The 23,519-nt window shown below is 34.1% G+C and carries 15 protein-coding genes; 8 read left to right on the top strand and 7 right to left on the bottom strand.

Going from position 1 to position 23,519, the window contains the following annotated elements:
• Nucleotides 1–58: 58 nt before the first annotated feature.
• Entirely contained in the window at nt 59–1,513 is a 1,455-nt protein-coding gene (locus tag HH304_RS18835; protein WP_169684839.1) for a phytoene desaturase family protein, read from the bottom strand.
• A 70-nt stretch (nt 1,514–1,583) separates the two neighbouring features.
• Between HH304_RS18835 and HH304_RS18830 the strand changes: the two genes are divergently transcribed.
• The 6 genes from HH304_RS18830 to HH304_RS18805 all read left to right on the top strand — a co-directional run bounded on the left by HH304_RS18830 (nt 1,584) and on the right by HH304_RS18805 (nt 6,729).
• Nucleotides 1,584–1,991 carry a 6-pyruvoyl trahydropterin synthase family protein gene (locus HH304_RS18830; protein WP_169684838.1) on the top strand — a complete coding sequence of 136 codons (408 nt, stop codon included), beginning with the start codon at nt 1,584–1,586 and terminating at the stop codon, nt 1,989–1,991.
• Complete coding sequence (gene folE, locus HH304_RS18825; RefSeq protein ID WP_169684837.1) at nt 1,954–2,661, top strand: GTP cyclohydrolase I FolE; 708 nt, start codon at nt 1,954–1,956, stop codon at nt 2,659–2,661. Before HH304_RS18830 ends, folE begins: the two co-directional genes overlap by 38 nt.
• Nucleotides 2,662–2,836: 175 nt before the next feature.
• The gene (locus tag HH304_RS18820; RefSeq protein ID WP_169684836.1) at nt 2,837–5,032 is read left to right on the top strand and encodes a sodium-translocating pyrophosphatase; all 2,196 of its coding nucleotides are present in this window, start codon (nt 2,837–2,839) and stop codon (nt 5,030–5,032) included.
• Nucleotides 5,033–5,156: 124 nt separating this feature from the next.
• A complete protein-coding gene (locus HH304_RS18815) occupies nt 5,157–5,579 on the top strand; it encodes a DUF2147 domain-containing protein (protein WP_169684835.1) in 423 nt (140 codons plus the stop codon).
• Between the two features lie 218 nt (nt 5,580–5,797).
• Nucleotides 5,798–6,007, top strand: a complete 210-nt coding sequence (locus tag HH304_RS18810; RefSeq protein ID WP_169684834.1) for a hypothetical protein — start codon at nt 5,798–5,800, stop codon at nt 6,005–6,007.
• Nucleotides 6,008–6,009: 2 nt separating this feature from the next.
• Complete coding sequence (locus tag HH304_RS18805) at nt 6,010–6,729, top strand: tetratricopeptide repeat protein (RefSeq protein WP_169684833.1); 720 nt, start codon at nt 6,010–6,012, stop codon at nt 6,727–6,729.
• Here the strand turns inward: HH304_RS18805 and HH304_RS18800 are convergent.
• Together HH304_RS18800 and HH304_RS18795 are read right to left on the bottom strand one after the other, a co-directional pair.
• Entirely contained in the window at nt 6,704–9,715 is a 3,012-nt protein-coding gene (locus HH304_RS18800) for a PAS domain-containing sensor histidine kinase (protein WP_169684832.1), read from the bottom strand. The two genes, HH304_RS18805 and HH304_RS18800, sit on opposite strands and share 26 nt — an antisense overlap.
• Nucleotides 9,716–10,276: 561 nt before the next feature.
• On the bottom strand, nt 10,277–10,858 hold the full coding sequence (locus HH304_RS18795) for a hypothetical protein (protein ID WP_169684831.1): 582 nt from the start codon (nt 10,856–10,858) through the stop codon (nt 10,277–10,279).
• Nucleotides 10,859–11,277: 419 nt separating this feature from the next.
• Here HH304_RS18795 and HH304_RS18790 point away from each other — a divergent pair, with 419 nt between their 5' ends.
• Nucleotides 11,278–12,693, top strand: a complete 1,416-nt coding sequence (locus tag HH304_RS18790) for a DUF5723 family protein (protein WP_169684830.1) — start codon at nt 11,278–11,280, stop codon at nt 12,691–12,693.
• A 59-nt stretch (nt 12,694–12,752) separates the two neighbouring features.
• Here the strand turns inward: HH304_RS18790 and HH304_RS18785 are convergent, their stop codons facing one another.
• Nucleotides 12,753–15,125 carry a transglycosylase domain-containing protein gene (locus tag HH304_RS18785; RefSeq protein ID WP_169684829.1) on the bottom strand — a complete coding sequence of 791 codons (2,373 nt, stop codon included), beginning with the start codon at nt 15,123–15,125 and terminating at the stop codon, nt 12,753–12,755.
• A gap of 128 nt (nt 15,126–15,253) precedes the next feature.
• Here HH304_RS18785 and HH304_RS18780 point away from each other — a divergent pair, with 128 nt between their 5' ends.
• Nucleotides 15,254–16,102, top strand: coding sequence for a pyrroline-5-carboxylate reductase family protein (locus HH304_RS18780; RefSeq protein WP_169684828.1), 849 nt, complete (start codon nt 15,254–15,256; stop codon nt 16,100–16,102).
• 92 nt (nt 16,103–16,194) lie between these two features.
• On the opposite strand, the gene HH304_RS18775 is transcribed toward HH304_RS18780, so the two are convergent.
• The 3 genes from HH304_RS18775 to HH304_RS18765 all read right to left on the bottom strand — a co-directional run bounded on the left by HH304_RS18775 (nt 16,195) and on the right by HH304_RS18765 (nt 23,470).
• Entirely contained in the window at nt 16,195–19,104 is a 2,910-nt protein-coding gene (locus tag HH304_RS18775) for a glycoside hydrolase family 3 N-terminal domain-containing protein (RefSeq protein ID WP_169684827.1), read from the bottom strand.
• An 86-nt stretch (nt 19,105–19,190) separates the two neighbouring features.
• Nucleotides 19,191–20,480 carry an amidohydrolase family protein gene (locus tag HH304_RS18770; protein ID WP_169684826.1) on the bottom strand — a complete coding sequence of 430 codons (1,290 nt, stop codon included), beginning with the start codon at nt 20,478–20,480 and terminating at the stop codon, nt 19,191–19,193.
• Nucleotides 20,481–20,500: 20 nt separating this feature from the next.
• On the bottom strand, nt 20,501–23,470 hold the full coding sequence (locus HH304_RS18765; RefSeq protein ID WP_169684825.1) for an amidohydrolase family protein: 2,970 nt from the start codon (nt 23,468–23,470) through the stop codon (nt 20,501–20,503).
• Nucleotides 23,471–23,519: the final 49 nt, after the last annotated feature.

Raw genomic sequence — 23,519 nt, 5'->3', positions numbered from 1 at the left:
GATCATTTTATCAAAAATATCACCAATTAATTAGGCCAAATAGTGAAACGAGATTATTTCAAAGCCAGTCAGATCTTAATTTCTCAAATGCAATTATACCACTTAGTGCTACACCCGGGATACCCTGCCCCGGATATGTGGAATCTCCACATTGGTATGCTTTATCCCCGTCTATTCTCGAATCAATCATCTGCCAGGGTTTTATAGAAAAATACTGAGGATAACCTCCCACAAAGCCGAATGCCCTGCCCGTCCACTTTTCCCAACTAAACTGGGTTGAACTATGAAGGTAATCAACGGATGCTTCATCAATAAGGTTTCTAATTTGCAACTCTTTTAAAACTCTTTTAACCACCTTATCCTTATCAAATCTGGTTTTCTCAGGGTTTCTGATATGCATGCTAATATTAGCTACACTATGTCCTTCTGGTGCTCTGGTCAAATCTTCCGGATGATTAACTGATAAAAAAAATGAATCAGCATCTAACTCAGCAATTGGTTCTTCTAATATTATTTGATGATGTATTGCTGAAGAATTTAATTTCCCCTTAAACCCGATACCCATTTGAAATGCGCTGTAGAGCTTTTCTGAAGAAAGAATTTTTGACTTATTTGAAGCGTTAAGATTAAAATCAATGATTTTTTCAGTATTGTTCACAGGTATTCCGGAAATCAGATATTTTGATTGATAGATTCCGTTTTTTGAACTAATAAAATACCCCCCATTCGACTTGGTTATTTTCTCTACAGGGTTTCGAAAAATTAATTCACACCCTTTTCCTTCCAGATAATCCAAAATGGGTTGTATTAACCCCATCAGACCTCCATCGGAATAATAGTTTGTATAATTTGTATAACATAAAGCTGCTGCACCAAAAGGCTTGTTTACCTCAGAAGCATGATTTTGTGCAGATATCAAAAGTTGCTCGTCAATAAATGTTTTGAAATATTTTAGATCATTCAAATTGTATTTATCAATTTCACTTTGGACATTTTTAAAAACTTCCGGAATCAATCGTAGTTGACCAGGTTGAAAATTCCCTATCAGTTTTAACAGATCTTTCGTTTTTGATGGTGGAAAATGTGTTTGTTGACCACTGATCTTCCAGACTAACTGACTTACCCTGTACATTTCTTTCCAAAACTCCTTCAAGCCTGGTTTATCACCCCAATAATTAATCGTCTGATCAACCCACTCTTCAATATTATTATATCGCGTTAAAACCTCATTATCAGGAAGGTGAACTTCCATAGGTGGATCAAGTTTACGAAGATTAAATTCTATCCCGGTTCGTTCTGAAAAAATCTGCATCGGCATTCCCTTATCAAACCCAACTATTGTTGTAGCCCCACTATCAAAAGTATATCCTTTTCTCCAATAAGAACTTGTACAACCACCCGGCAAGTAATTTCGTTCAAAAATAGTTACTTTTACTCCCTCATTAGCCAATAAGGCTGCTGAGACTAATGATGACAAACCACTTCCAATTATTGCAACGTCTGTTATCTGCATTTTTTGTTTAATCTATTTGTTAAAATGTTAAACAAAATTTTTAGATTGGAGTTTATAAAAAATAGAAATAATGAAAATAGCCGTATATAGAAAGGAACACTTTAACGCTGCTCACCGTTTATATAATCGAAATTGGAGTGACGAAAAGAACAATGAGGTTTTTGGAAAGTGTAACAATCCGAACTATCATGGTCACAACTACGAGTTAGTAGTAAAGTTAGTAGGCGAGCCTGATCCTGAGACTGGTTACGTTTATGATATGAAGAAATTAAGTGATATTATAAAAGATAAAATTTTAAAAAGATATGATCACAAGAACCTTAATCTCGATGTCGAAGACTTTCGAGATATTAACCCAACAGCAGAAAACATTGCTGTGGTTATTTGGAATATTTTAAGAAAAGAAATTGATGAAAAACTTGATCTAACAGTCAGATTATATGAAACACCGAGAAACTTCGTTGAAATCCCAGCTTGACGAAAAAATAACAAGAAAGATAGATGACATTGGTGATGAACATGTAGGAACATCACTGGAAACTCCAATGAGAGCAGATGCTTTTGATAAAGATGATGAGCTTAAAATTGAACTTATCGAAAAGCACTTCAAAGAAATTATGACAATCCTTGGTCTTGACCTTAATGATGACAGCCTTCAGGGCACCCCTAGAAGAGTTGCTAAAATGTACGTTAAGGAAATATTCAGTGGATTGAACCCTGAGAATAAGCCTGATATTACATTATTTGAAAATAAATTCAGATATCAGGAAATGCTTGTTGAAAAGAATATCACTTTTCATTCAAATTGCGAGCATCATTTTGTTCCAATTTATGGCCATGCTCATGTGGCATATATCTCAAATGGCAATGTTATCGGATTAAGCAAATTGAACAGAATAGTTCAATATTATGCAAAAAGGCCTCAGGTACAGGAAAGAATGACTGTTCAGATTGCAAATGAGTTAAAAGAAGTTTTAAATACCGAGGATGTAGCTGTGGTAATCGATGCCGATCATATGTGCATTTCATCACGTGGTGTAAATGATACTAACTCATCAACAATTACAACCCATTACAGTGGAAAATTCCTTAATGAAGATAAAAAGAAGGAATTTTTAAACCATATCTACAACGGTAGAAACATATAAGATATATTAATTTTTAATCTGTGAAAAAGCTGTTCAAATTGAGCAGCTTTTTTTTATTATTTGCAAAAATTTGGCTTTTAAAGTCTCTATAGAAAATAAAATTTTGTTTTCTATTCTCAACTCATCTTATATATTTGTGAATCTTAAACTTTTTAACTAATCCAACTAAAACGATATGAGTAACATTATTTACGTGGTGCCGGCGCTTGGTATACTGGGCCTTTTAGTTATGTACATAAAGGCTACATGGGTAAACAAGCAAGCAGCCGGAGATGATAAAATGCAAAAATTAGCGGGTTATATCGCTGAGGGAGCAATGGCATTTTTAAAAGCAGAGTGGAAAGTACTGGCAATTTTTGCAGTCATTGTAGGTAGTTTACTGGCTTATTCAGGAAGTTTGGTTGAAAACTCTGACTGGGTTATTGCTGTTGCATTTTTAATTGGAGCTTTTTTCTCTGCTCTGGCTGGTTTTATTGGAATGCGTATAGCTACAAAAGCAAATGTACGTACCACTGAGGCAGCAAAAACTTCTTTAAAAAAGGCATTAAATGTATCTTTTACAGGAGGTACAGTAATGGGTCTGGGTGTTGCAGGACTTGCAATTCTTGGTCTGGGAAGCTTATTCATCATATTTTATAATTATTATGTTCTTTCTAATGGTGGAAGTGCCAATGGAATAGAAATGGAAACTGCCCTTGAGGTATTAGCAGGATTCTCACTGGGAGCTGAAAGTATTGCTCTTTTTGCTCGTGTTGGCGGTGGAATTTACACTAAAGCTGCAGATGTTGGAGCTGACCTTGTTGGTAAGGTTGAAGCAGGTATTCCGGAGGATGATCCAAGAAACCCTGCTACTATTGCAGATAACGTTGGAGACAATGTAGGTGACGTTGCCGGAATGGGCGCTGATCTATTTGGTTCTTATGTAGCAACAATTCTTGCTACAATGGTATTAGGCCGTGAAATTCAATCAGATGATGCTGTTGGTGGTATCGCTCCTATTTTATTGCCAATGGTTATTGGTGGAGTTGGTATTATATTTTCAATTATCGGAGCTCAACTAGTCCGAATTAAAGATGAAAACAGCAGTGTTCAGAATGCTTTAAACCTTGGTAACTGGGTTTCAATTATATTAACAGTTGGAGCTTCATACTTCATTATTAACTGGTTATTGCCTGAGGGTGAACTAACCTTGATGAGAGAAGGTTCTGCAGGATTCACTAAAATGGGTATTTTCTATGCGGTAGTTACCGGATTGGTTGTAGGTGCTCTAATGAGTATTGTTACTGAGTATTATACATCAATGGGTAAAAAACCTGTTAATTCAATAATAAAGCAATCTTCTACTGGTCACGCAACAAATGTTATTGGTGGACTTTCAGTTGGTATGGAGTCAACATTCCTTCCAATTATTATTCTTGCATGCGGTATTTATGGATCATATCATTTTGCCGGTCTTTATGGTGTGGGTATCGCAGCTGCAGGTATGATGGCGACAACGGCTATGCAGTTAGCTATTGATGCTTTTGGTCCTATTGCAGATAACGCAGGTGGTATTGCAGAAATGAGTGGTTTACCTGAAGGAGTTCGTGGCCGTACTGATATTTTAGATGCTGTTGGTAATACAACTGCGGCTACAGGAAAAGGGTTTGCTATTGCTTCTGCAGCTTTGACTGCATTAGCATTATTTGCTGCTTATGTAGGTATTGCAGGAATTAACTCAATAGACATTTACAAGGCTGATGTTTTATCAGGTCTTTTCATTGGAGCAATGATACCTTTTATCTTTTCATCGCTGGCAATTGCTGCCGTTGGTAGAGCTGCAATGGATATGGTTAATGAGGTTAGAAGACAATTCAAGGAAATTCCAGGAATCATGGAATATAAGCAAGAGCCTGAGTATGACAAATGCGTTGAAATCTCGACAAAAGCTTCTATTCGTGAAATGATTCTACCTGGAGCCATTGCCTTATTAACTCCGATTATTGTAGGAGTAGCATTTGGTCCTGAAGTACTTGGAGGTGTATTAGCCGGAACAACAGTAAGTGGAGTATTAATGGGAATTTTCCAGAATAATGCTGGTGGAGCATGGGATAACGCTAAAAAATCATTTGAAAAAGGAGTTGAAATAAATGGGAAAATGGAATATAAAGGCTCTGATGCTCATAAAGCTTCAGTTACCGGTGATACTGTTGGTGATCCATTTAAAGATACATCAGGTCCTTCAATGAACATTCTTATCAAGTTAATGTCTATTGTAGCATTGGTAATTGCACCATACATTTCTTTGAAAGATCATCACACTTCAGACTTGGATCATAAAATCGAGAAAGTTGAAGTCAAAATAACAGAAACAGCAAAAGCTGAAAAATAAATAAAAAAACTCCGGTCAACACCGGAGTTTTTTTTTACTCCCATTTATAGAAAATAGATTTATTATAAACTATTTTAGTGATTGATTCGTTTCTTAAAAACTAATAAAACAACTTCAATTATCTATGCGAAATTTTTTACTATTAATTATTCTTCTTGGTGGGTTTCAGACTATTTCTGCACAAGTTATAGGCAAATGGAAGACAATTGATGATGAAACTGGTGAGCCAAAATCTATCGTAACTATTTACGAGGAAGGAAATAAAATTTATGGAAAGGTGGTAGAAATCCTTAATGAGGATAGAAAAAATGCCAAGTGTGAGGAATGTGAAACAGATGATCCGAGATATATGAAGCCAATTCAGGGTATGGTGATTATTAAAGACCTTGAAAAAAACGGTGATGGTGAATATGGTGACGGCACAATCCTTGACCCGGAAAATGGTAGTGTCTACCGTTGCAAAATCTGGAGAGAAGGCAAGACACTGAAGGTCAGAGGTTATCTCGCTTTTCTATACCGAACACAAACCTGGTATCCAGTAAACTAAAATTTTGAAACCGGCAAAAGCCGGTTTTTTTACTAATTATCGTTGTAAGAATTAGATTAATCTAGGTAATTAGTTCATAAAAAGAACATATGTACATTTATATAAAATGATATCTTCTTTTAAAAACTTTGATTTGACATATTTGCAAGTTGTTCTACATTAGAAGAACTATTTTATTTATAAATAATTAAGAAAATTTGTAACAACCAGCTTTCCGAATGGGTATTAAATTAAAAACAAGTTTGTTTTCTAGTTTTTTGGCTACTTGCATTATAATCATTGGCTTATCAACAGGTGTTACTTCTTGTAAGTCTAATGATTCTGGAAGTACCATTTATGTTGTAAAGCCAAAAACCAGGAAAAAGCTTTACGATTCAAAAAAGCACAAGAGAAAGAAAAGAACGAAGCGAGTTAAAATGATCAATTAGTCATGAATCAGGAGGATAGTTTAGCAAAAGGCATACAATTGTGTAAGGAAGAAAAATATGAGGAGGCAATTGGCCTGTTTAATAATTTGTTAATTGAAACCCCTGAAAACACTAATGTTTTATATAACAGGGCAAAAGCATATTCAAGAACAGGGAAGTTTAAACAAGCAGTTTCTGATTTTGACAAAATTGTTGAACTGACAAACAGTCCTTCAATGATTAGTGAAAGAGCTTTAGCTCATTTTCTAAATCAAAACACGGAGGCTGCCATGAAGGATCTTGACCTGGCTGCTGAACTTGACCCCGAAAACCCTTACAGATATTCTTCACGAGCATTTATTAAAGATAGATTAGGCGATCTGGAAGGTGCTATAAAAGATTATAATAAGGCGATTGAACTTGACCCTGATGATGCCATATCTTATAACAACAAAGGGTTAGTAGAAGAAAAACTTGGTAGAAAGGAAGCAGCAAAAAAATCCTTCACAAAAGCTGATCATTTAGCTGATGGAAAACCGTCTGCTATTGACGCTCCTACAAAACAGGTTTCACAACCGAAAACACCCGAAAATAAACCAACAATCAAGTCTAATAAAGCGGATTCTAAATCGAAACCAAAAATGAAGTTTACGGACTTCCTCAACACAACGAAATCTATAATTTCTGATAAAAAAGAAAGAGCTGATTTCTTTGATTTTATCCGCTCACTTGGGAAAAAGTAGGCTCTTCTTTTATAACCGACGGAATTTTCAAATTAAATGTGGTTCCTACACCAGGTGAACTCTTAAGTTTTAACTGCCCATTTAATTTATCTACTGCGTTTTTCAAAAGATATAACCCTAATCCTGAACCTGTACTATTTTCAGTGGCTCGATAAAACATATTATAAATATTCTTTTGATGCTCAGCTTCAATACCTATTCCATTATCAGAGACCTCAATAGTTAACCAGGAATCACAAACCTTAGCTTTAATTGCAACATAAGGATCAGGTTTACTGGTATCAGAATATTTAACAGCATTTTCAATAAGATTTTGAAGAATTGTTCTGATTAATAGCTTATCAGAATAGATAACAAGATTATTGTCAATGTCGACATTAAATTTCAAGTCAGAATTTGCTGATTTATCTTCATAAGTATCAATAAATTCATAGACTTCATTTTCAAGATCAATAGCAGACCTCTCTGCTTTCTTATCTTTTATTTTAGTTAGACTTAACAAGTCATTTAACAAATCATTTAACCTGTTAATTTGTGTATTGTAACGTTGGAAATACTCTAAAGACTGTTCATCGGTAATATCATACTTCACCAATGTATATAACCCGATCAAAGAGGTAATTGGGCCTTTCAAATCATGACTTGCTTTATAAACAAAAGTATCCAACTCATGATTTTTATACCTCAATTCTTCTTCAATCTTTTTCTGCATAGATATATCTCGAATAACTGTAGAATAACAATCAAGCTGGCCATCACGATTATAATGAGCCATTATTAGCTGTGAAACAGGAAACTCAGTTCCATCATGCTTCAACTCCACGTTCTCTCCCATCCAGAAACCTTCTTTTTCAATAGTTTCCCAAATTTCAGGGTTTCTACTAACAGAATTATTAGGTTGAAAACGCGAAATAGATTGCCCTTTAAGATTATCCTGGCTACTTAAACCATAAAAATCCATTCCAGCTTTATTCATATATTCTATGGTCTTATCCTTATTAATAAGACATATGATATCAGATGAACTCTCTATTAATTTGGTAAGCCTGTCCTTCTCTTCCTGAGCCTTCTTAATCGGAGTGATATCCTGAATATTTCCATACAGTTTAACCAGATTTCCTTCATCATCATGAAGAACCTTTGTTGAAATGTATAAATGTGCTATTTCTCCATCTGGTTTGATTATTCTATATTCAATATTCTCAAGTTTATCTCCTGGCTTAGCCTCAACCGCACTCTTCTGACTTTCAAAATAACAATCTAAATCCTCAGGATGAATAAGTTTCATATAGTCTTCAGTCTTCAGATTAGGAGAACTTATGCCTATAATATTTTGTGACATATTGCTACCAACAAAGACTCCTGGCTTATCCATAACATCAATTTCCCAGGTCCCGAGTTGAGCAAGTTCAAGAGCATCCTGAAGGTGAGAACGACTGCTAATAAGCTCTTGAGTTCGGATTTCAATTAGAGATTCTAAATTTTCTCGATATTCCTGTAGCTCATCTTCAGCTTCTTTAAGTCTACTTATATCCTGGGCTGTACCATAACAGAAAATTGGCTTACCATTTGTATCAGTTTTAACTCTGAAACCGGCAGATATCGTAAATATTCTTTCCTTAATTTCCAGTTTAAACTCAATGAATTTTAATCTATTTGGTTCATCTGAACCTATTAATTCTACAAATGCCTTTAAAAGCCTTCTTTTTTCAGTATCAATTACGTAATTGAATACTTCATCAAGTGTAAAAGTATAAATCTCATCTTTTACGTGTATGCCCAAGTTTGCCAGAAAATGCTGGTGTACTTGACCATTTCCAGTAGTCAGATCAAGATCCCAGTTTGTAAGATTGGCAGTTTTCATAGCATCCAACAATTTCTCATTAGATAACTTAAGTTCCTGCCTTGCCTTAATTAACTCGGTTATATCATAACTAGTACCATAAATAAGTACAGTATTTCCAATGCTATTTTTTCGAACCTTAAGATTGGTAATAAAAGAACGTACCGACTGACCTGCAACGACCTGGTAATTCAAGCTAGCTTTATGATTTACATCCTCAGTATTTATACACTCCTTAATTGTTTGGAGGATGTTTTCGTGATGATCTTCTAATACATATTTGTTCAAAAACTCCTTGAAATTATATGATTTCCCATCACTCTCCGGCAAAAAACTATTAACAAATATCTTATTAAGCTTAACATCAATTTCCCATGTTGATAATCTCGCCATTTTAAATGCATCGGTGAGGATATCATGATTTCTGCTTACCTTTTCCTGAGTTGTCTTTAATTCAGTGATATCCCTTGCCGTTGCTACAACAGATGATATTTCATCTCCCACAGCAAATTCAGGAACCATATAAAGATCTATAAAAATTCCTGTTGGCAATCTCAACTCTACTCTTTGACGAGACCTGTTAATAAATACTGATGAGATATTATATGTAAGCAGATCAATAATTTCAGAATTAAAACCAATGTCAAAAATGGTTTTCCCTAAAAGATCTTCAAAATTGAGATGGAGAAGATCATAAATATTCTCACTAGCATATAAGATGCGGAATTCTTTATCAAATCTAATAATTGTATCTGGTGAACATTCCGCTAAACTTTTATAGTTTATCTTATTAGAAGCATCAAACTTCTTATAAAAGGAAATATCCTTGAAGGAAATGAAATACTTTTTTACCCCGGTTTTTGTAACAGAGACTTCATACCAGATATTTTTATGCAAGTACTCAAATGAAGAATACCCGGTTTCTTCACATTTTTGAAGATAATCATCAAATAATAATCTTAGGTTAACTCCGATGGGCTGATTATCATATAAGAACTCTTTAATAAAAGAAGAAAATAAAATTCTATAATCAGATATTTCAAAAAGTAATTTCGCTGAACGATTAACTTTTATTACCTGGCCTTCTTCAACTATTAGAGCAACATCCCTGAAATTTTTAAAATACTCCTCACTATCTAGCATAAAAAAAATATTACTCTGTAAAATTAGCAATATTTTACCTAATAAAATAAAAAAGGGAAGCTTTGCTCCCCTTAACTAACCCAAATAAACATGAAAAACTGTGTTTGATATAAAATTGAACATTTTTTAATTTATTCGCAATAATACCGCATTTTAAATATCATTTTAACATTATAATATTATAATTATTATCAATTAACATTAAATAAAGGACATATATTTAAAATATGTTAATCTACTACCATCAATCTTCCAAATCATTGCCAATAATAAAAAAAGGGAAGCCTTGCTCCCCTTAACTAACCCAAATAAACATGAAAAACTGTGTTTGATAGCAAGGTGTTAAATAAATACACTATTCACAACAAAACACCATTATATTTACACAAACAACATATTTTTAAACAATAAAATGCAATATCAATAAAATAGAGATTTATATTTTACAAAAATATAAATCACCACTATTAATTATAACCAATCTTTAGCAAAAAGAAAAAGGGAAGCAAATGCTTCCCCTTTATAACCCAAATAAACATGAAAAACCGATCTTAAATATTTTTAGAATTTCATCGATGCTAAATTCTCACCATTATAAAAAACAGTTAATGATTGAGATTCTACGCTATCATCGATTTTTAATACTTTTGTTTCTAATGGATTGAAAGAAATCAATTTTGTAATAGTTTCTTCACGACCATCAATGTTGATCATTACTTCGATCTTCTCTCCGGTTCTGTTTTTAATAAGGATTCGACCATCTTCAACTTTAGATATTACAAATCTGCTTTTTAAATAATCGATATCACTTACAACAGTTAATTGCTTTTCAACAAGAACTCCTGATTTAGAAGAAGATACTAGTACAGAATAATCTCCACTTTCTAACTTACCATAATCATAAATTCTGTCAATTCCATTTCCAGTTACCTGATCTTTGAAAATCACAGTACTACCCTTTTTTACTATTAAAGTATAAAGGTCAAACTGATCATTATTATATGATATATGGTATATACTCTTTCCTGAAATTCGCTCTAATGCGAGACCATTAGTTTTGGTCGTGTCGACAACACCTAGAGACGCTGTTGAATTAAATCCTACGCCTGCTGCAAGTAAAAATGTAAATAATAACTTTCTCATAAATTTTTGATGTTGAATTATGTTACAAAGATATACAGTCAATTACGGATATCTTAATAAACAAATATAAAAATTACGAACACGAACTATATTCGGTCATTTTATTAAATAATTTAAAATACAAACCATTGCAGATTTCAAATATCTCAATTCAAGCTATTGAATAGTGTCATATTTAATGAAATATTCAAAAAAACCGCCCTATCTCTCCAGAAACAGCGTTTTCATCTAAAAACACTCGATAATAAGCAACAAAAATTCAGCTTTAATCGTATTTGCAAAATTTTAAAAGGCTATCTGTTAACTTAGCAGAATTTAATATGCTTGCATACTATTTCTATTCGTCGAAATCCAATTTTTTTGGTAGTCTTTTTCCATAATAAACTTTACTTTAGCGCAAATTTTTTAATTATTAAATCATGAAAAGGATACTTTTTTATTTGTTCGCATTCTTTTTTGCATACTCTATCGGTTTCTCCCAAGATTTCAGTGGAAGTCAATCAAGTAATTTTTATGGGTATGAAAGAATAAATATTCAACCTGCGGCAACTTTCAGTTCAACGAAGAGATTTAATTTTTCCGTTTATGGTAATCTCAATTTTGAAAACAATATGTATTCAGTTAATTTCTGGGATCTCTTGAAAGGCTCTGCAAATGAATCTAATATTGTTAAAAATGTAGATGGCAATGAAAAAAACTTATTTGGATCTACATCTGCAGGCCTGGGATTGAGCATGAACGTAAATAAATCAAATGCCATAGGATTTTCAATTGGAAACAGGACACTAGTGAATGGTGATAATTTTGATAATAAAATTGTCACTCTTATATATGAGTCGGCCATTAAAGGAAATGATATTATGCTGGAGAATTTTAATCAGTTTGATATCGAGGATATGAGATTCAATAGCCAGTCATGGCTTGAACTTAAGGCTTCATACGCAAGGGTAATTATGGATGACCTGCATTTTCTAAAAGTAGGTACATCAATCAAGGCATTAAACCCTCTTTATGCAGCAAGTGTTAATATCAATGAATTTAAATATACGGGACAAGGAGACTCTTTATTATATATAGAGTCTATCGATGCAACATGGAGTTATAACTCAGCATTGGAAGATGTAGAGTTTAGTTCAGACTATATTAAAAACCAAATGTTTAACAACTGGACTGCTGGTGTTGATATTGGTGCTGTTTACGAATACAGACCAGAATCTATTCTGGAAGAAAACAATAGAGACAATGAACCAAATTATCTTTTAAAGGCTGGCTTCTCGATTATTGATATCGGTGGAATAAAATATGAAAGGGCTTCAAACTCAGGATCAATAAAGGGTTCTAATCAAACAATTAACATGAATGATTATGAAAATCTTGATTCACTTAATAATAATCTGGAGGATTTCTTTTCATATAATAAGGGAGGTAGTTTTAAAATGAGTTTACCTACTTCTATTGTCTTGGAACTTGATTATCGTATACAGCGAAGGTTATATTTAAACGTAACAAGCTTACTAGCTTTAAAACAAGGTTCTTCAGATGTTGACAAAACTCATAACCTCAATAAGTTAATAATCACACCGAGGTATGAAGGCAGATATGCTGGTGCTATGATACCTATATCTTTCAATTCGGTAACCGGAACTAATATTGGGATGATTGTAAGAGGTGGTCCATTATGGTTTGGGTCAACAAACATATTAAGCTCTATGGCTTCATCAAGTAACGTTTCGGGTGGCAATATCCAGTTTGGTTTGAATATTGGTATTCCTTATAAAAAGAAAAGTAAAAATAAAGAATTTGATTCTGAAGATGGCTCAATCGAAATAGAATAATAATAGCCTCAAAATGAAGTGCCCCCAAAATGTTAGACACAATTTGGGGGCATTTTTTTCTATATTTCACCAAAGTTAGCTTCAGTTTTTTTCTTGTTTTTATTCTTGCCTTTAAACAAATCCCTGAAAAACTGTTTTCTTTTCCTTTTCTTCTCCATTTTTTCATTGGAAACTTCGTCGTTCCTGAAGATATCTCCAATATCATCAAAGATATTATCATCTTTATATAGCGGACAGTCTATTTTATTTTCTTCTTCACGAGTTAGTTTTCTAAATCTGCCAGTATATTTATTTCGAAGATCATCATTTCTACTTATAGACGAATACATTTGCCCCCAAATCGGTAATGCTAAAGAAGCCCCCTGAGCAATAGCACCACTACTAAAATGTACATCCGGACTTGGAGCGCCAACCCAAACCACAGTTAATAATTCAGGAGTATAACCTACAAACCATCCATCAGCACCATTCTGAGTTGTACCAGTTTTACCAGCTACCTCTCCACTTATTTTATAATTTTTCAATCTCGTTGCTGTACCTGAATTCACAACTTCTTTCATGAATTCAATAACTATTCTCCTGTCCGAATCTGAAAACAATGGCTCATTATCTTTTGATGATACATCTGACAATAATTCACTCCTTTCAGGTTCAGGATATATAATATTTCCTTCACTATCTTCAATCTTTGTAATAAACTGCAGGCTTTCTACCGGATATTCATTTATAATAGATGTATAAGCTTTTGCCATTTCATAAACCGGAATTTCAAAACTTCCCAAAGCAAGAGATGGAACTGGCTCTAACGGACTATCAACACCGGTATACCGTAATAACTCTACAAAATATTCAGGGCCAATCGTCAACAACCAATCAATAGAAATCAAATTGACGGAGTTTGCAAGCCCTCCCATCATTGAAAACTTACCTTCATTACTATTATTCCCAGCATTCTTTGGAGACCAATCATCGTAGTCTACATATGTCTTAGCTCTATTTACAACATAATTACAAGGATTATAACCCTGATTTAGTGCGCCAAGATAGATAAAAGGTTTAATGGTTGAACCAACCTGTCTTCTGGCAAACACATTGTCATATGGAAAGAATCTGAAATCAGCTCCTCCAACCCAGGCCTTTACTTCACCAGTTTCAGGCTGGACAGAAAGAACTGCTGATTGTAAAAATGACTCATAATATGCTACACTATCAATTACAGAAAACTCTACATCTTTAATTCCCTGCCAGGTAAATACTCTCATTCGCTTTTTAACCTTTAAAGAATCAAAAATAGCTTCCTCACCCACTCCTTTTCTCTTTAATCTTAAATAAGCATTCGATTGTCTTAATTTGTTTTTGAAGGATGGATTATTTACCGAAAGCTTATTTTTCACACCTTTATCCTGGCTTAGCTGCTTTTGTAAATTTGATAAATGATTCTCAACTGCCTGCTCTGCACTTTTTTGCAAACGACTATCAAGTGTAGTATGAATCAGTAATCCGTCTTTTTCCAAAACATAAGGTGATCCGTCCTTCTTAACCTTATCTTTTAATATTTTCTTAACCTGTGACTTGATATATTCTACAAAATAGCCAGCATAATTATCAACTGCTCTATTATTATAGTTAATAGATATTGGTTTTTGGCTAAACTCTTTTCTTAAATCTTCAGACAAATAACCATATTTTGCCATCTGACTCAACACAACTGCCTTTCTATTATAGCTATTTTCAGGATTTAATCTAGGATTATAATAGGTATTTGCCTTAAGCATTCCTACCAAAACTGCAGCCTCATCAATAGTTAAATCTTTCACTTTTTTGGTATAATAACGGTCAGACGCTGCTGCTATACCATAAACTTCTTCACCAAAGGGAACAGTATTCAAATACATTGTTACTATTTCCTTCTTAGTGTAAATATCTTCTAGCCTGGTCGCAATTATTGCCTCCTTAAATTTGCTTATCGGCAATGCCAGAAATGGATATTCCTGTCGTCCATAAATATTTTTAACAAGCTGCTGTGTTATAGTACTTCCTCCCCCAGCAGACCCTTGTTGTAGTATTATTGTTCTTATTAATACTCTAAACCAGCTTTGGTAATCAATTCCACCATGGTCAAAAAAACGGACATCTTCTGTTGAAACAAGAGCATTTATTAGGTAATCAGGAATATCATCCTGCTCTACAACCTGGCGGTTCACATAAAAAAACCTTCCAATAACCTTTTCATCTGAAGAGTAAACTAATGATGCTTCCGGGTTTTTAAATTCTCTAAGTTCATCTTTATCAGGTAATGCCCCAAAAAGCCCTATATAAATAGCTCCTATAAATAAAAAAACAATAGCTGCCCCAACGAGAAATATTCTGATTCCCCACCGAAATAATATTTTCAATAATCCGTTACTCTTCTTTTTTGCTGGCCGACGCATAAATTTTTATCAATAAATACCTTAAAAAATTAATATTTTAATAATTAAACGAGCTAATTCTTCAACAAACAACTAATTCAACACAAAACAATTACAAAATTAACCAGAATAATGTAAATTTTCATTCTATGGAAAAAATACTAATATATGGAGGTGGTAATATGGGCTCTGTGTATGCTAAAACCATCTCAGAATATTATCACGACAAAGACACTGTTTTTATTGTTGAAAAGCATCAGGAAAATTTGGACAGACTTAGATCTGAAGGCTTTGCTTGCGGCAATACTATACCCGATAATTTTGATACATTTACTTCAATAATTCTAGCTATAAAACCACAAGACTTCCCTTCAATTGTTAATACGCTTGCAGAAAATATAAAATTTAGTCAGTGGGTAATTAGCATAATGGCTGGTGTTCAAACTTCGATGATATCAAAACATCTTAATCATCAGAAAATAGTTAGAACCATGCCCAATCTTGCTATACCTCATCAACAAGGAATGATTGGTTACTATTTCCCATTCAAGCATTTAATTACTGAAAAAGAAAGAAGTAACATAATAAAGATCCTATCATTAGGTGGAGAAACAATTGAAGTTGATCATGAAGATGACATTAATGCGATAACTGCGCTAAGTGGTAGTGGTCCTGCTTATTTCTTTTATATCGTTCAAAAAATGGAACAAGCTGCCAGAAGTTTTGGATTTAGCTCTAATGAATCGAGGTTACTGGCTTTACAAACAATGAAAGGTGCGCTAAGTGTGCTTGAAAATAGCCCTGAGGGCTGTGAATCTCTTATAAAAATGGTTTCTTCAAGAGGGGGAACTACTGAAGCAGCATTTCAAATATTTAACCAAAGAGAGGTTGGAGACAATTTTATAGATGGAATAAAACGTGCAAATGAAAGAGCTGATGAAATGGGACAGGAATTAACGAATTTTATTTCAAATAAATTATCCGGTGCGGGTTACTAAATTGAATTTGAAAGTATAAATTAATATAAGGTCAATTGAAAGATTGATCTTTGATACCATCATAGATGAAACCTTTGTTGTGAAGTTCCGAATTAATTTTCGGAACTTATTTTTTTGAGCTGATCATAAAAAACCTGATGTATCGCAGGTCTGACATTCATCATAAAAAGATTTTTATTCTCTCTTGTTGGGTAAACTCTGTTTGAAAGAAAAATAAACAGCAGTTCATTATCCGGATCGGCCCATGCAAATGTTCCTGTGTAACCAGTATGACCAAAACTATTGTCACCAGCATCCGGAGAAGGTGTACCCCTCCATTTATCTTCTAATAAAGGCTTATCGAAACCTAATCCCCTGCGATTTCCTTCATCACAATATTGGCACTTTGTAAACTCTCTTACCGTTTGCTCTGAAATCAACTGCTCTCCTCCATAAGAACCAAAATTCTGATACATCTGCATCATTTTAGCCAAATCAAGAGAATTACTAAACAATCCTGCATTTGAAGATAATCCTTCCATTATTATTGCTCCTTCATCATGAACAATTCCATGAATTAGCTCATTCCGAAAATAATTGTCCTTTTCAGTTGGAACTATTCGTGATAGATTAATATTTCTTTCTAATGGATTATAAGTAAGTGTTGTAGCTCCTAATTTATTAGTGAAAGAATTATATAGTGCCGTATCTATTCTGACTCCGTAGTAATTCTTAATTATATCAGGCCATAAGTAAAAGGAAAGTCCTGAATAAACATATCCTGGAGTTTCATTTAATGGTGCTTTCTTAATTCCTTTATACACATATCTTTTTTTAAATGATTTATGCATATAAAGGTTTTCACCAATTTTTGTCGGAAATCTATTTGAAGGCTTATTTTTAAATGTCCTCCATCGCCATTTACCATTTTTTCGTTGGGCTTCTTTATAATAAGGTATCCAGCTTTTTAATCTGGCATTATGTGCTAATATTTCTCTGATTGTTGCATTGCCAATAGGACTGTTTTCATAATATGAATAATATTTTGAAAATTTGTCATCCAGGTTAACCTTCCCTTCATCTATTAATTTCATCAATAATGGTAAAGCAGAGGTAACTTTAGTGATTGAAGCAATATCATATACATCACTAATATTCACAGACTTTAAATTATCATAGGTATGAAAACCAAAAGCATTATGATAAATTATATCTCCTTTATATGCGACAAGAATCTGGCATCCAGGAAAGGCACTACTATCTATTGCTAATCTAACTATAGAGTCAACTTTTGAGTTTATTTCATATGAATCAAAATCATACTGCTCCGGAAATTTATACCCTAATCTTAATTTCGCAGTCTTGATTCCCTGCCCAATTTTAAAACCATTCAATGATACAGGTAATTTACCTGAAGCTGAAATACCACCATATAATGTTTCTACTGCAATTTTTTCACCTGAATCTCTGCCCTGATAGGTAACAATTATGGCATCAAATTTATTTTGTGGGTCCAGTAGCTTGAGAGAGTATACATTTCCGGAAAGTAACAATACTTTTTCAGGATTGAGATTTAAAAACTTATCTGTATTTTCAATATCTGTAGTTGTCAAATCAAATTTAGCAGCTGCACTCATCCATAAGCCATCGTGATGAATGACCAGCCGGTCATATTGATTTAGCTTATTTAATAGTTCCCCGTTGATCTTTTTATCTTTAGAAATGAAATAAAAATCAACACTATCATATTTTAAAATCTCATTATAAACATTTGATCCTGATCCGGAATTTCTCAACTGAACAAATGCTGTTTTCTTATTATTCAGATCTTTGAATGGAATTACACCTTCACTTCCAAGAACCGTCACCGCTTTTTCAAGAACCTTTCTTTCATACACCTTATATTCATATTCAATTTTATTAGCTATATCGCTTTTATATGAATAATCATATTGATTTATTCCTGATTTATATTTAAGTACCCTATACAAATGTTCATCAATTAACTTTTCATAATAAGGAGCTTCTTCAACTTTCTTTATAATAAAATCTATTGCTTTAAGAACATTTTTACTCATCAATAAAAAGTCTGTTCCAGCAACAAGTGCTCTCCATTCCAGTTCTCCCGTCGGTGCATATTTTAAGGCCCCCTCCATATCCATTGCATCACTGTAGACTATTCCGCTAATCTTAAGACTATCCTTTAATAATCCGGTAATAATTTCCGGACTTATTGAAGCAGGAATATCATTTCCTGTAAAGGATGGTACCGCAAGGTGACCAATCATTATGCCTGCTTGATCTAAATCTTTTAACCTTTTATAAGGATAGAGCTCAACTGAGTCTAGGCGGTTATAATCATATGGCAAGGTAATCAGGTCTTTATGAGAATCAGCATCTGTATCACCATGCCCAGGGAAATGCTTAAAAACAGGCATTACACCCTCATCAATTAACCCCCTGGCATATTCATAACCAAAAGAAGCCACCACCTCTTTATCTTCACCAAAGGAACGAAATCCAATCACTGGATTATCCGGATTGTTATTAATATCTATAACTGGAGCATAACTGACATTTATCCCCATATATTTTAATTTAGCCCCTGCTAACCGACCATATTCATAAGCCATTGAAGAATCACTGGTAGCCCCTAGCGTCATGGCATAGGGTAATCGATATGTATCCCTGATTCGCATTGCCGGTCCCCACTCTGCATCCATTGAATGAATAAGAGGAATTTTAGACCTTGATAATTTACCTTGCAGACTTTCTAATTGTGCTGAAGTTCCTTGAAAGTAAATCACCCCACCTATATTTAAAGAGTCTATATAGTAATTAACCGAATCGATATGTTCTTGATTCCTTGTAGGATAAACCGGCACGATGAATAGCTGTCCAATCTTTTCCTTTAGTGATAGTGACTGAATAATCTCTTCAATTTTTTCATCCTGAGAAAAGCCAGGATTTACAGAAAAAAGTATGGTTAAAACCAATAAAATAGTCCTCTTTAAATTCTTCATTATTATCCCTTTTAATACAATTTAATGCCCGTTAAGATGGCTCTAAAATCTTTAACGGGCATTAAGCTTAGGTGTCTTATAACGTATTAATTTAAATTATATTTTTCTTTATACTTTTGATAAAGTTCTTGCTGCATTGCGTCCAGCTTCACCTTTCTTCCATCAATAAATGCATGGGTAATTTTATTGCCGCTCATATCCAATGCATCTCCTTCTGACAAAAAGAATGTTGCTGATTTCCCAACTTGAATAACACCATATTTGTCAAGACCTAAAATTTCAGCTGTATTTGAAGTTATTAATTTTAAAGCCTCCTCTTTGCCAAGTCCATATGCTGAAGCAGTACCGGCATAAAACCCAAGGTTTCTGCTATTTGCCACACCTCCATATGACAATGCAACTTTCAAGCCTTTATTAACTAACTTTGAAGCCAATTTATAAGGTTCAAATACATCAGCACCCGGCCTCATTGGTAACCTATGTACATCAGTTAAAATCACTGGAATATTATTTTCTTTAAGAAAATCTGAAACATACATAGCATCTGCCCCACCAACCAGAACGATATTTTCGATTCCTTTTTCTTTAACAAAGGTAATGGCAGATACAATTTCCTTAGCTCGGTTTGCATGAACATATATTTTTTTAGAACCATCAAAAAGCCCTTTCATAGCGTCAAGCTTAAGGTTTCTTTCATCAGAAGTCCCCGCAGCATATGCCTGAGCATCTCCGAACATCGACCTAATTCTGACTACATTTTTATCATAATCTTCGTTTTCTCTCCATTTGGTTTCATTCATCCACCAGCGCGGAGGTAACATCGCCATTGGCCAGCTCATATATATGCCTTCATCCATTTTCACAACCGCATCTTCCCAATTCCAGGCATCTAACTGTACAATTGAAGATTGCCCGGAAATAAGTCCTCCACTTGGCACAACCTGTGTCAATAATATTCCATTAAAACGTAATGTTGGAATGATTTCACTATCAGTATTGTAGGCAATTATACTTCTGATATTAGGAGATATACTAGTCGGTTCACTTGAGTCTATCGTAGCTTTTACAGCATTAACTTCAACTAAACCAACATTATTATCTGGTAAAATAAATCCCGGATATAGGTGCTGCCCTTTTCCATCTATCACTTGTGCTTCCTCATATATTTCAGACGCATCTCCCGTGGCAACAGAAATTATTAATCCGTTTTCAAATACTACTGAGCCATTCTGAATCAGCTCACCGTCTCCTTTGTGAATTGTAATATTTTTTATCACTATCGTGGATTCCTGAGGCTCACCTGGTGAGGGTGCCTGGGCGTTTATCGACAGGATACTGACTAAGAATGTAAATAATATATATTTAAATGTTTTCATATCGTGAATTAAAAATTGAATTAAAACTGATAAAAGAAATCATCACAATGGAAATTCTTTTCACCATTTGGAACAGGCTTTTGAGTTTCTCCACCGTTTTCTTTTACATTCAGCATCTTTTTAATCAGACGCTCCCTTTCTTTTGCCATTGATTGCTCCAACGCTTGACTTTCTTCAACATAAAACATTACTCTGCCATCAACAAAAGTCTTTTCGACTTTAGCATAAACTGAAGTTGGTTCGTCAGTCCACAATACCAGGTCAGCATCTTTCCCTTCTTTAACAGACCCCATTCTTTCATCAAGGTGTAATAATTTTGCCGGATTAATAGTTACCATTTTCATGGCTTCGTATTTATCCATTCCACCATATTTAATTGACTTAGCAGCTTCCTGATTTAATCGTCTACCCATTTCGGCATCATCAGAATTAATAGCTGTAGTAACACCTGCACCGGTCATTAAAGTTGCATTATAGGGAATGGCATATCTTACTTCCCATTTGTAAGCCCACCAATCGGCGAAAGTCGATCCTCCAACTCCATGTTCAGCCATTTTATCGGCAACTTTATAACCTTCAAGAATATGAGTAAATGTATTTACTCTGAATCCATATCGCTCAGCAAGATTCATTAACATGTTGATTTCAGACTGTACATATGAGTGACAGGTAATAAACCTTTCCTTATTTATTATTTCAAGCATTGCTTCATGAACAAGATCTCTTCTCGGAGCTGGAGTATGTGCCTTTTCTTTTTTGCTTAAAGAATTATAAGCCTCCCACTTTCTTTCATAATCAAGAGCATTATTAAATGCATCTTCAAAAACCTGCTCTACTCCCATTCTGGTCTGCGGAAACCTGATACTTGAACTACTGCTACTTCTTTTAACATTTTCACCTAGTGCAAACTTGATAAATTCATCAGCATCTTTTATCAGCATCTCTTGAGGTGACATACCCCATCGCATTTTGATTAAAGCAGATTGTCCTCCTACCGGATTTGCAGACCCATGCAATAACTGAGCAGCTGTTACTCCTCCAGCTAATTGCCTATATATATTAATATCAGAATTATCAACAACGTCCTTCATTCTTACCATTGAACTATTTACCGCCACATCATTGACACCATCAAGAGCAATGTGTGAATGTTCATCGATAATTCCAGGTGTTAAATACTTACCGGTTCCATCAATCTCTATAGCACCATTTGCTGAAATATTTTTTCCGATTTTCTTTATTTTACCTCCTTCAACTAACACATCAGAGCCTACAAGAATACCATCATCTTCCATTGTCCAGACAGTAGCATTCTTAATAATATATGTCTTCTGTTCCGGAATAGTTGTGCGGCCATAAGAAGCAAATGGAAAAATCATTTCTCCATATTCTACCGGTTTTTCTTCCTTCTTTTTAACTTTTTCAACATAGGAACTGTCTAAAGTGGCATTCCACGCTACCCAATCAGAATTAACCATTGCTTCCCCACTGAAACCTTTTTCTGATTTCCATCCTGATAACAGATATAGTTTACCTTCATGATCAAAAGAAATTGATAATTGATCATTTTGCCATGAACTTTTAGTTTTGATATTTGTCGAATCGTTAATCTTAATTTCATGAGACGGCTTTGAAGACTTTCCCTTTCCGATTAGCTGGAATTTTTCATCCCCAATTGATAAAGTAAAATATCCTCTTGTCTCGGCAGTTGGAATTTGATTTACAACAAGCTTATCACCAGCTACCCAGTTTTCTATTATTGAAACTCCCTCCTCAAATAGGCTTTTATCAGTAATTATAAAATTGGCATATGATCCATTTTTTAAATTACCTACCCCTTTTATTCCAATTAAATCAGCTGGAATGGAAGTCATTGCCGCAAGTGCTTTTTCTTCCGAAAGCCCATTTTTCACAGCTTTCTGAACATTTTTAACATAATCAGATGGATTCTTAAGGCCAGAAGCTGTAAAAGCAAAACGAATATCATTTTTATCTAATATGGCAGCGTTTGCAGGTGCCATCTCCCAATGTTTCATCTGTTCGAGGGTAATATCAAGTGCTGCAAATGGATCACTCACATCATATGCATCCGGGAAATTTAAAGGCAGGATTAAAGATGCACCAGTTTCTTTTATTTTATCTACCATCTGGTACTCATCACCAGCCCCCATAATGATAAACTGAATCCCAAATTCATCCCCAACTTTATCAGCTCTTAAAACTGATAATTTGTCTCCCACTTCAAAAATTTGCGGCAATGAAAATGAGTTATTCAGACCTTCAAGTGTTAAGTCCAAATATGGATTAGTTTCATTATACCATTTGGCATCCATAAATGTTTGCCTTAATAAAGCTATTGCTCCCATTTGTGAAAATGGAAAATCTTGCTTGCTAGATCCTTTATCAAAACTGTAATGAGCTGCTGCCTGATTCTTAACCAATAAATCGTTAACATTCTCACCGTGTAGATTCACAAATACTGATGTCCCTCTCGCTATCCCATCTTTATTCAATGATAAAACAGAACCAAATCCAGCTTTTCGAAATGAATTCGCAGTTTTATCATCATAATTAAACATCTCAGATGCATTAATATCAGATTTTATAGCTGCATTCGGATTATAAGGCCCTTTTCTTGGTGATGTAATTTGTTCGCGTCGTCCCCAACTGAATCCGGAAGATTCAACCTTTGGCATCCCAAAAGTTGTGTAAGGATCAACAAAAGCAGGATAAATATGTTTACCAGTCAAATCATTAACATAATATCCTACGGGAACAGATCCGTTTTCTATAACTGATAAAACTGTCCCATCCTCTATGAGTAAAGTTGCATTATTTATAATCAAAGAATGATCAACATGAACAATAGCATTAGTAAATGCATACTTTCCAGATCGATCATCCTTAACATCATTTCTTGGAAATGGATCTTGTGCATATAGATTTACACCCACGATCACCATCAAGAAAAAAAATAAAGATTTTTTCATTAGGTTAAATTGGTTTGATTTAAAATTTGTTTAGACAAGGAATCTTAAA

This window comes from Marinigracilibium pacificum, from assembly GCF_012926615.1.
GTDB classification, from domain to species: Bacteria; Bacteroidota; Bacteroidia; order Cytophagales; family Cyclobacteriaceae; genus Mangrovivirga; species Mangrovivirga pacifica.
The sequence above is the reverse complement of the archived record's forward strand: the minus strand, read 5'-3'. Positions and strand labels throughout refer to the sequence as shown.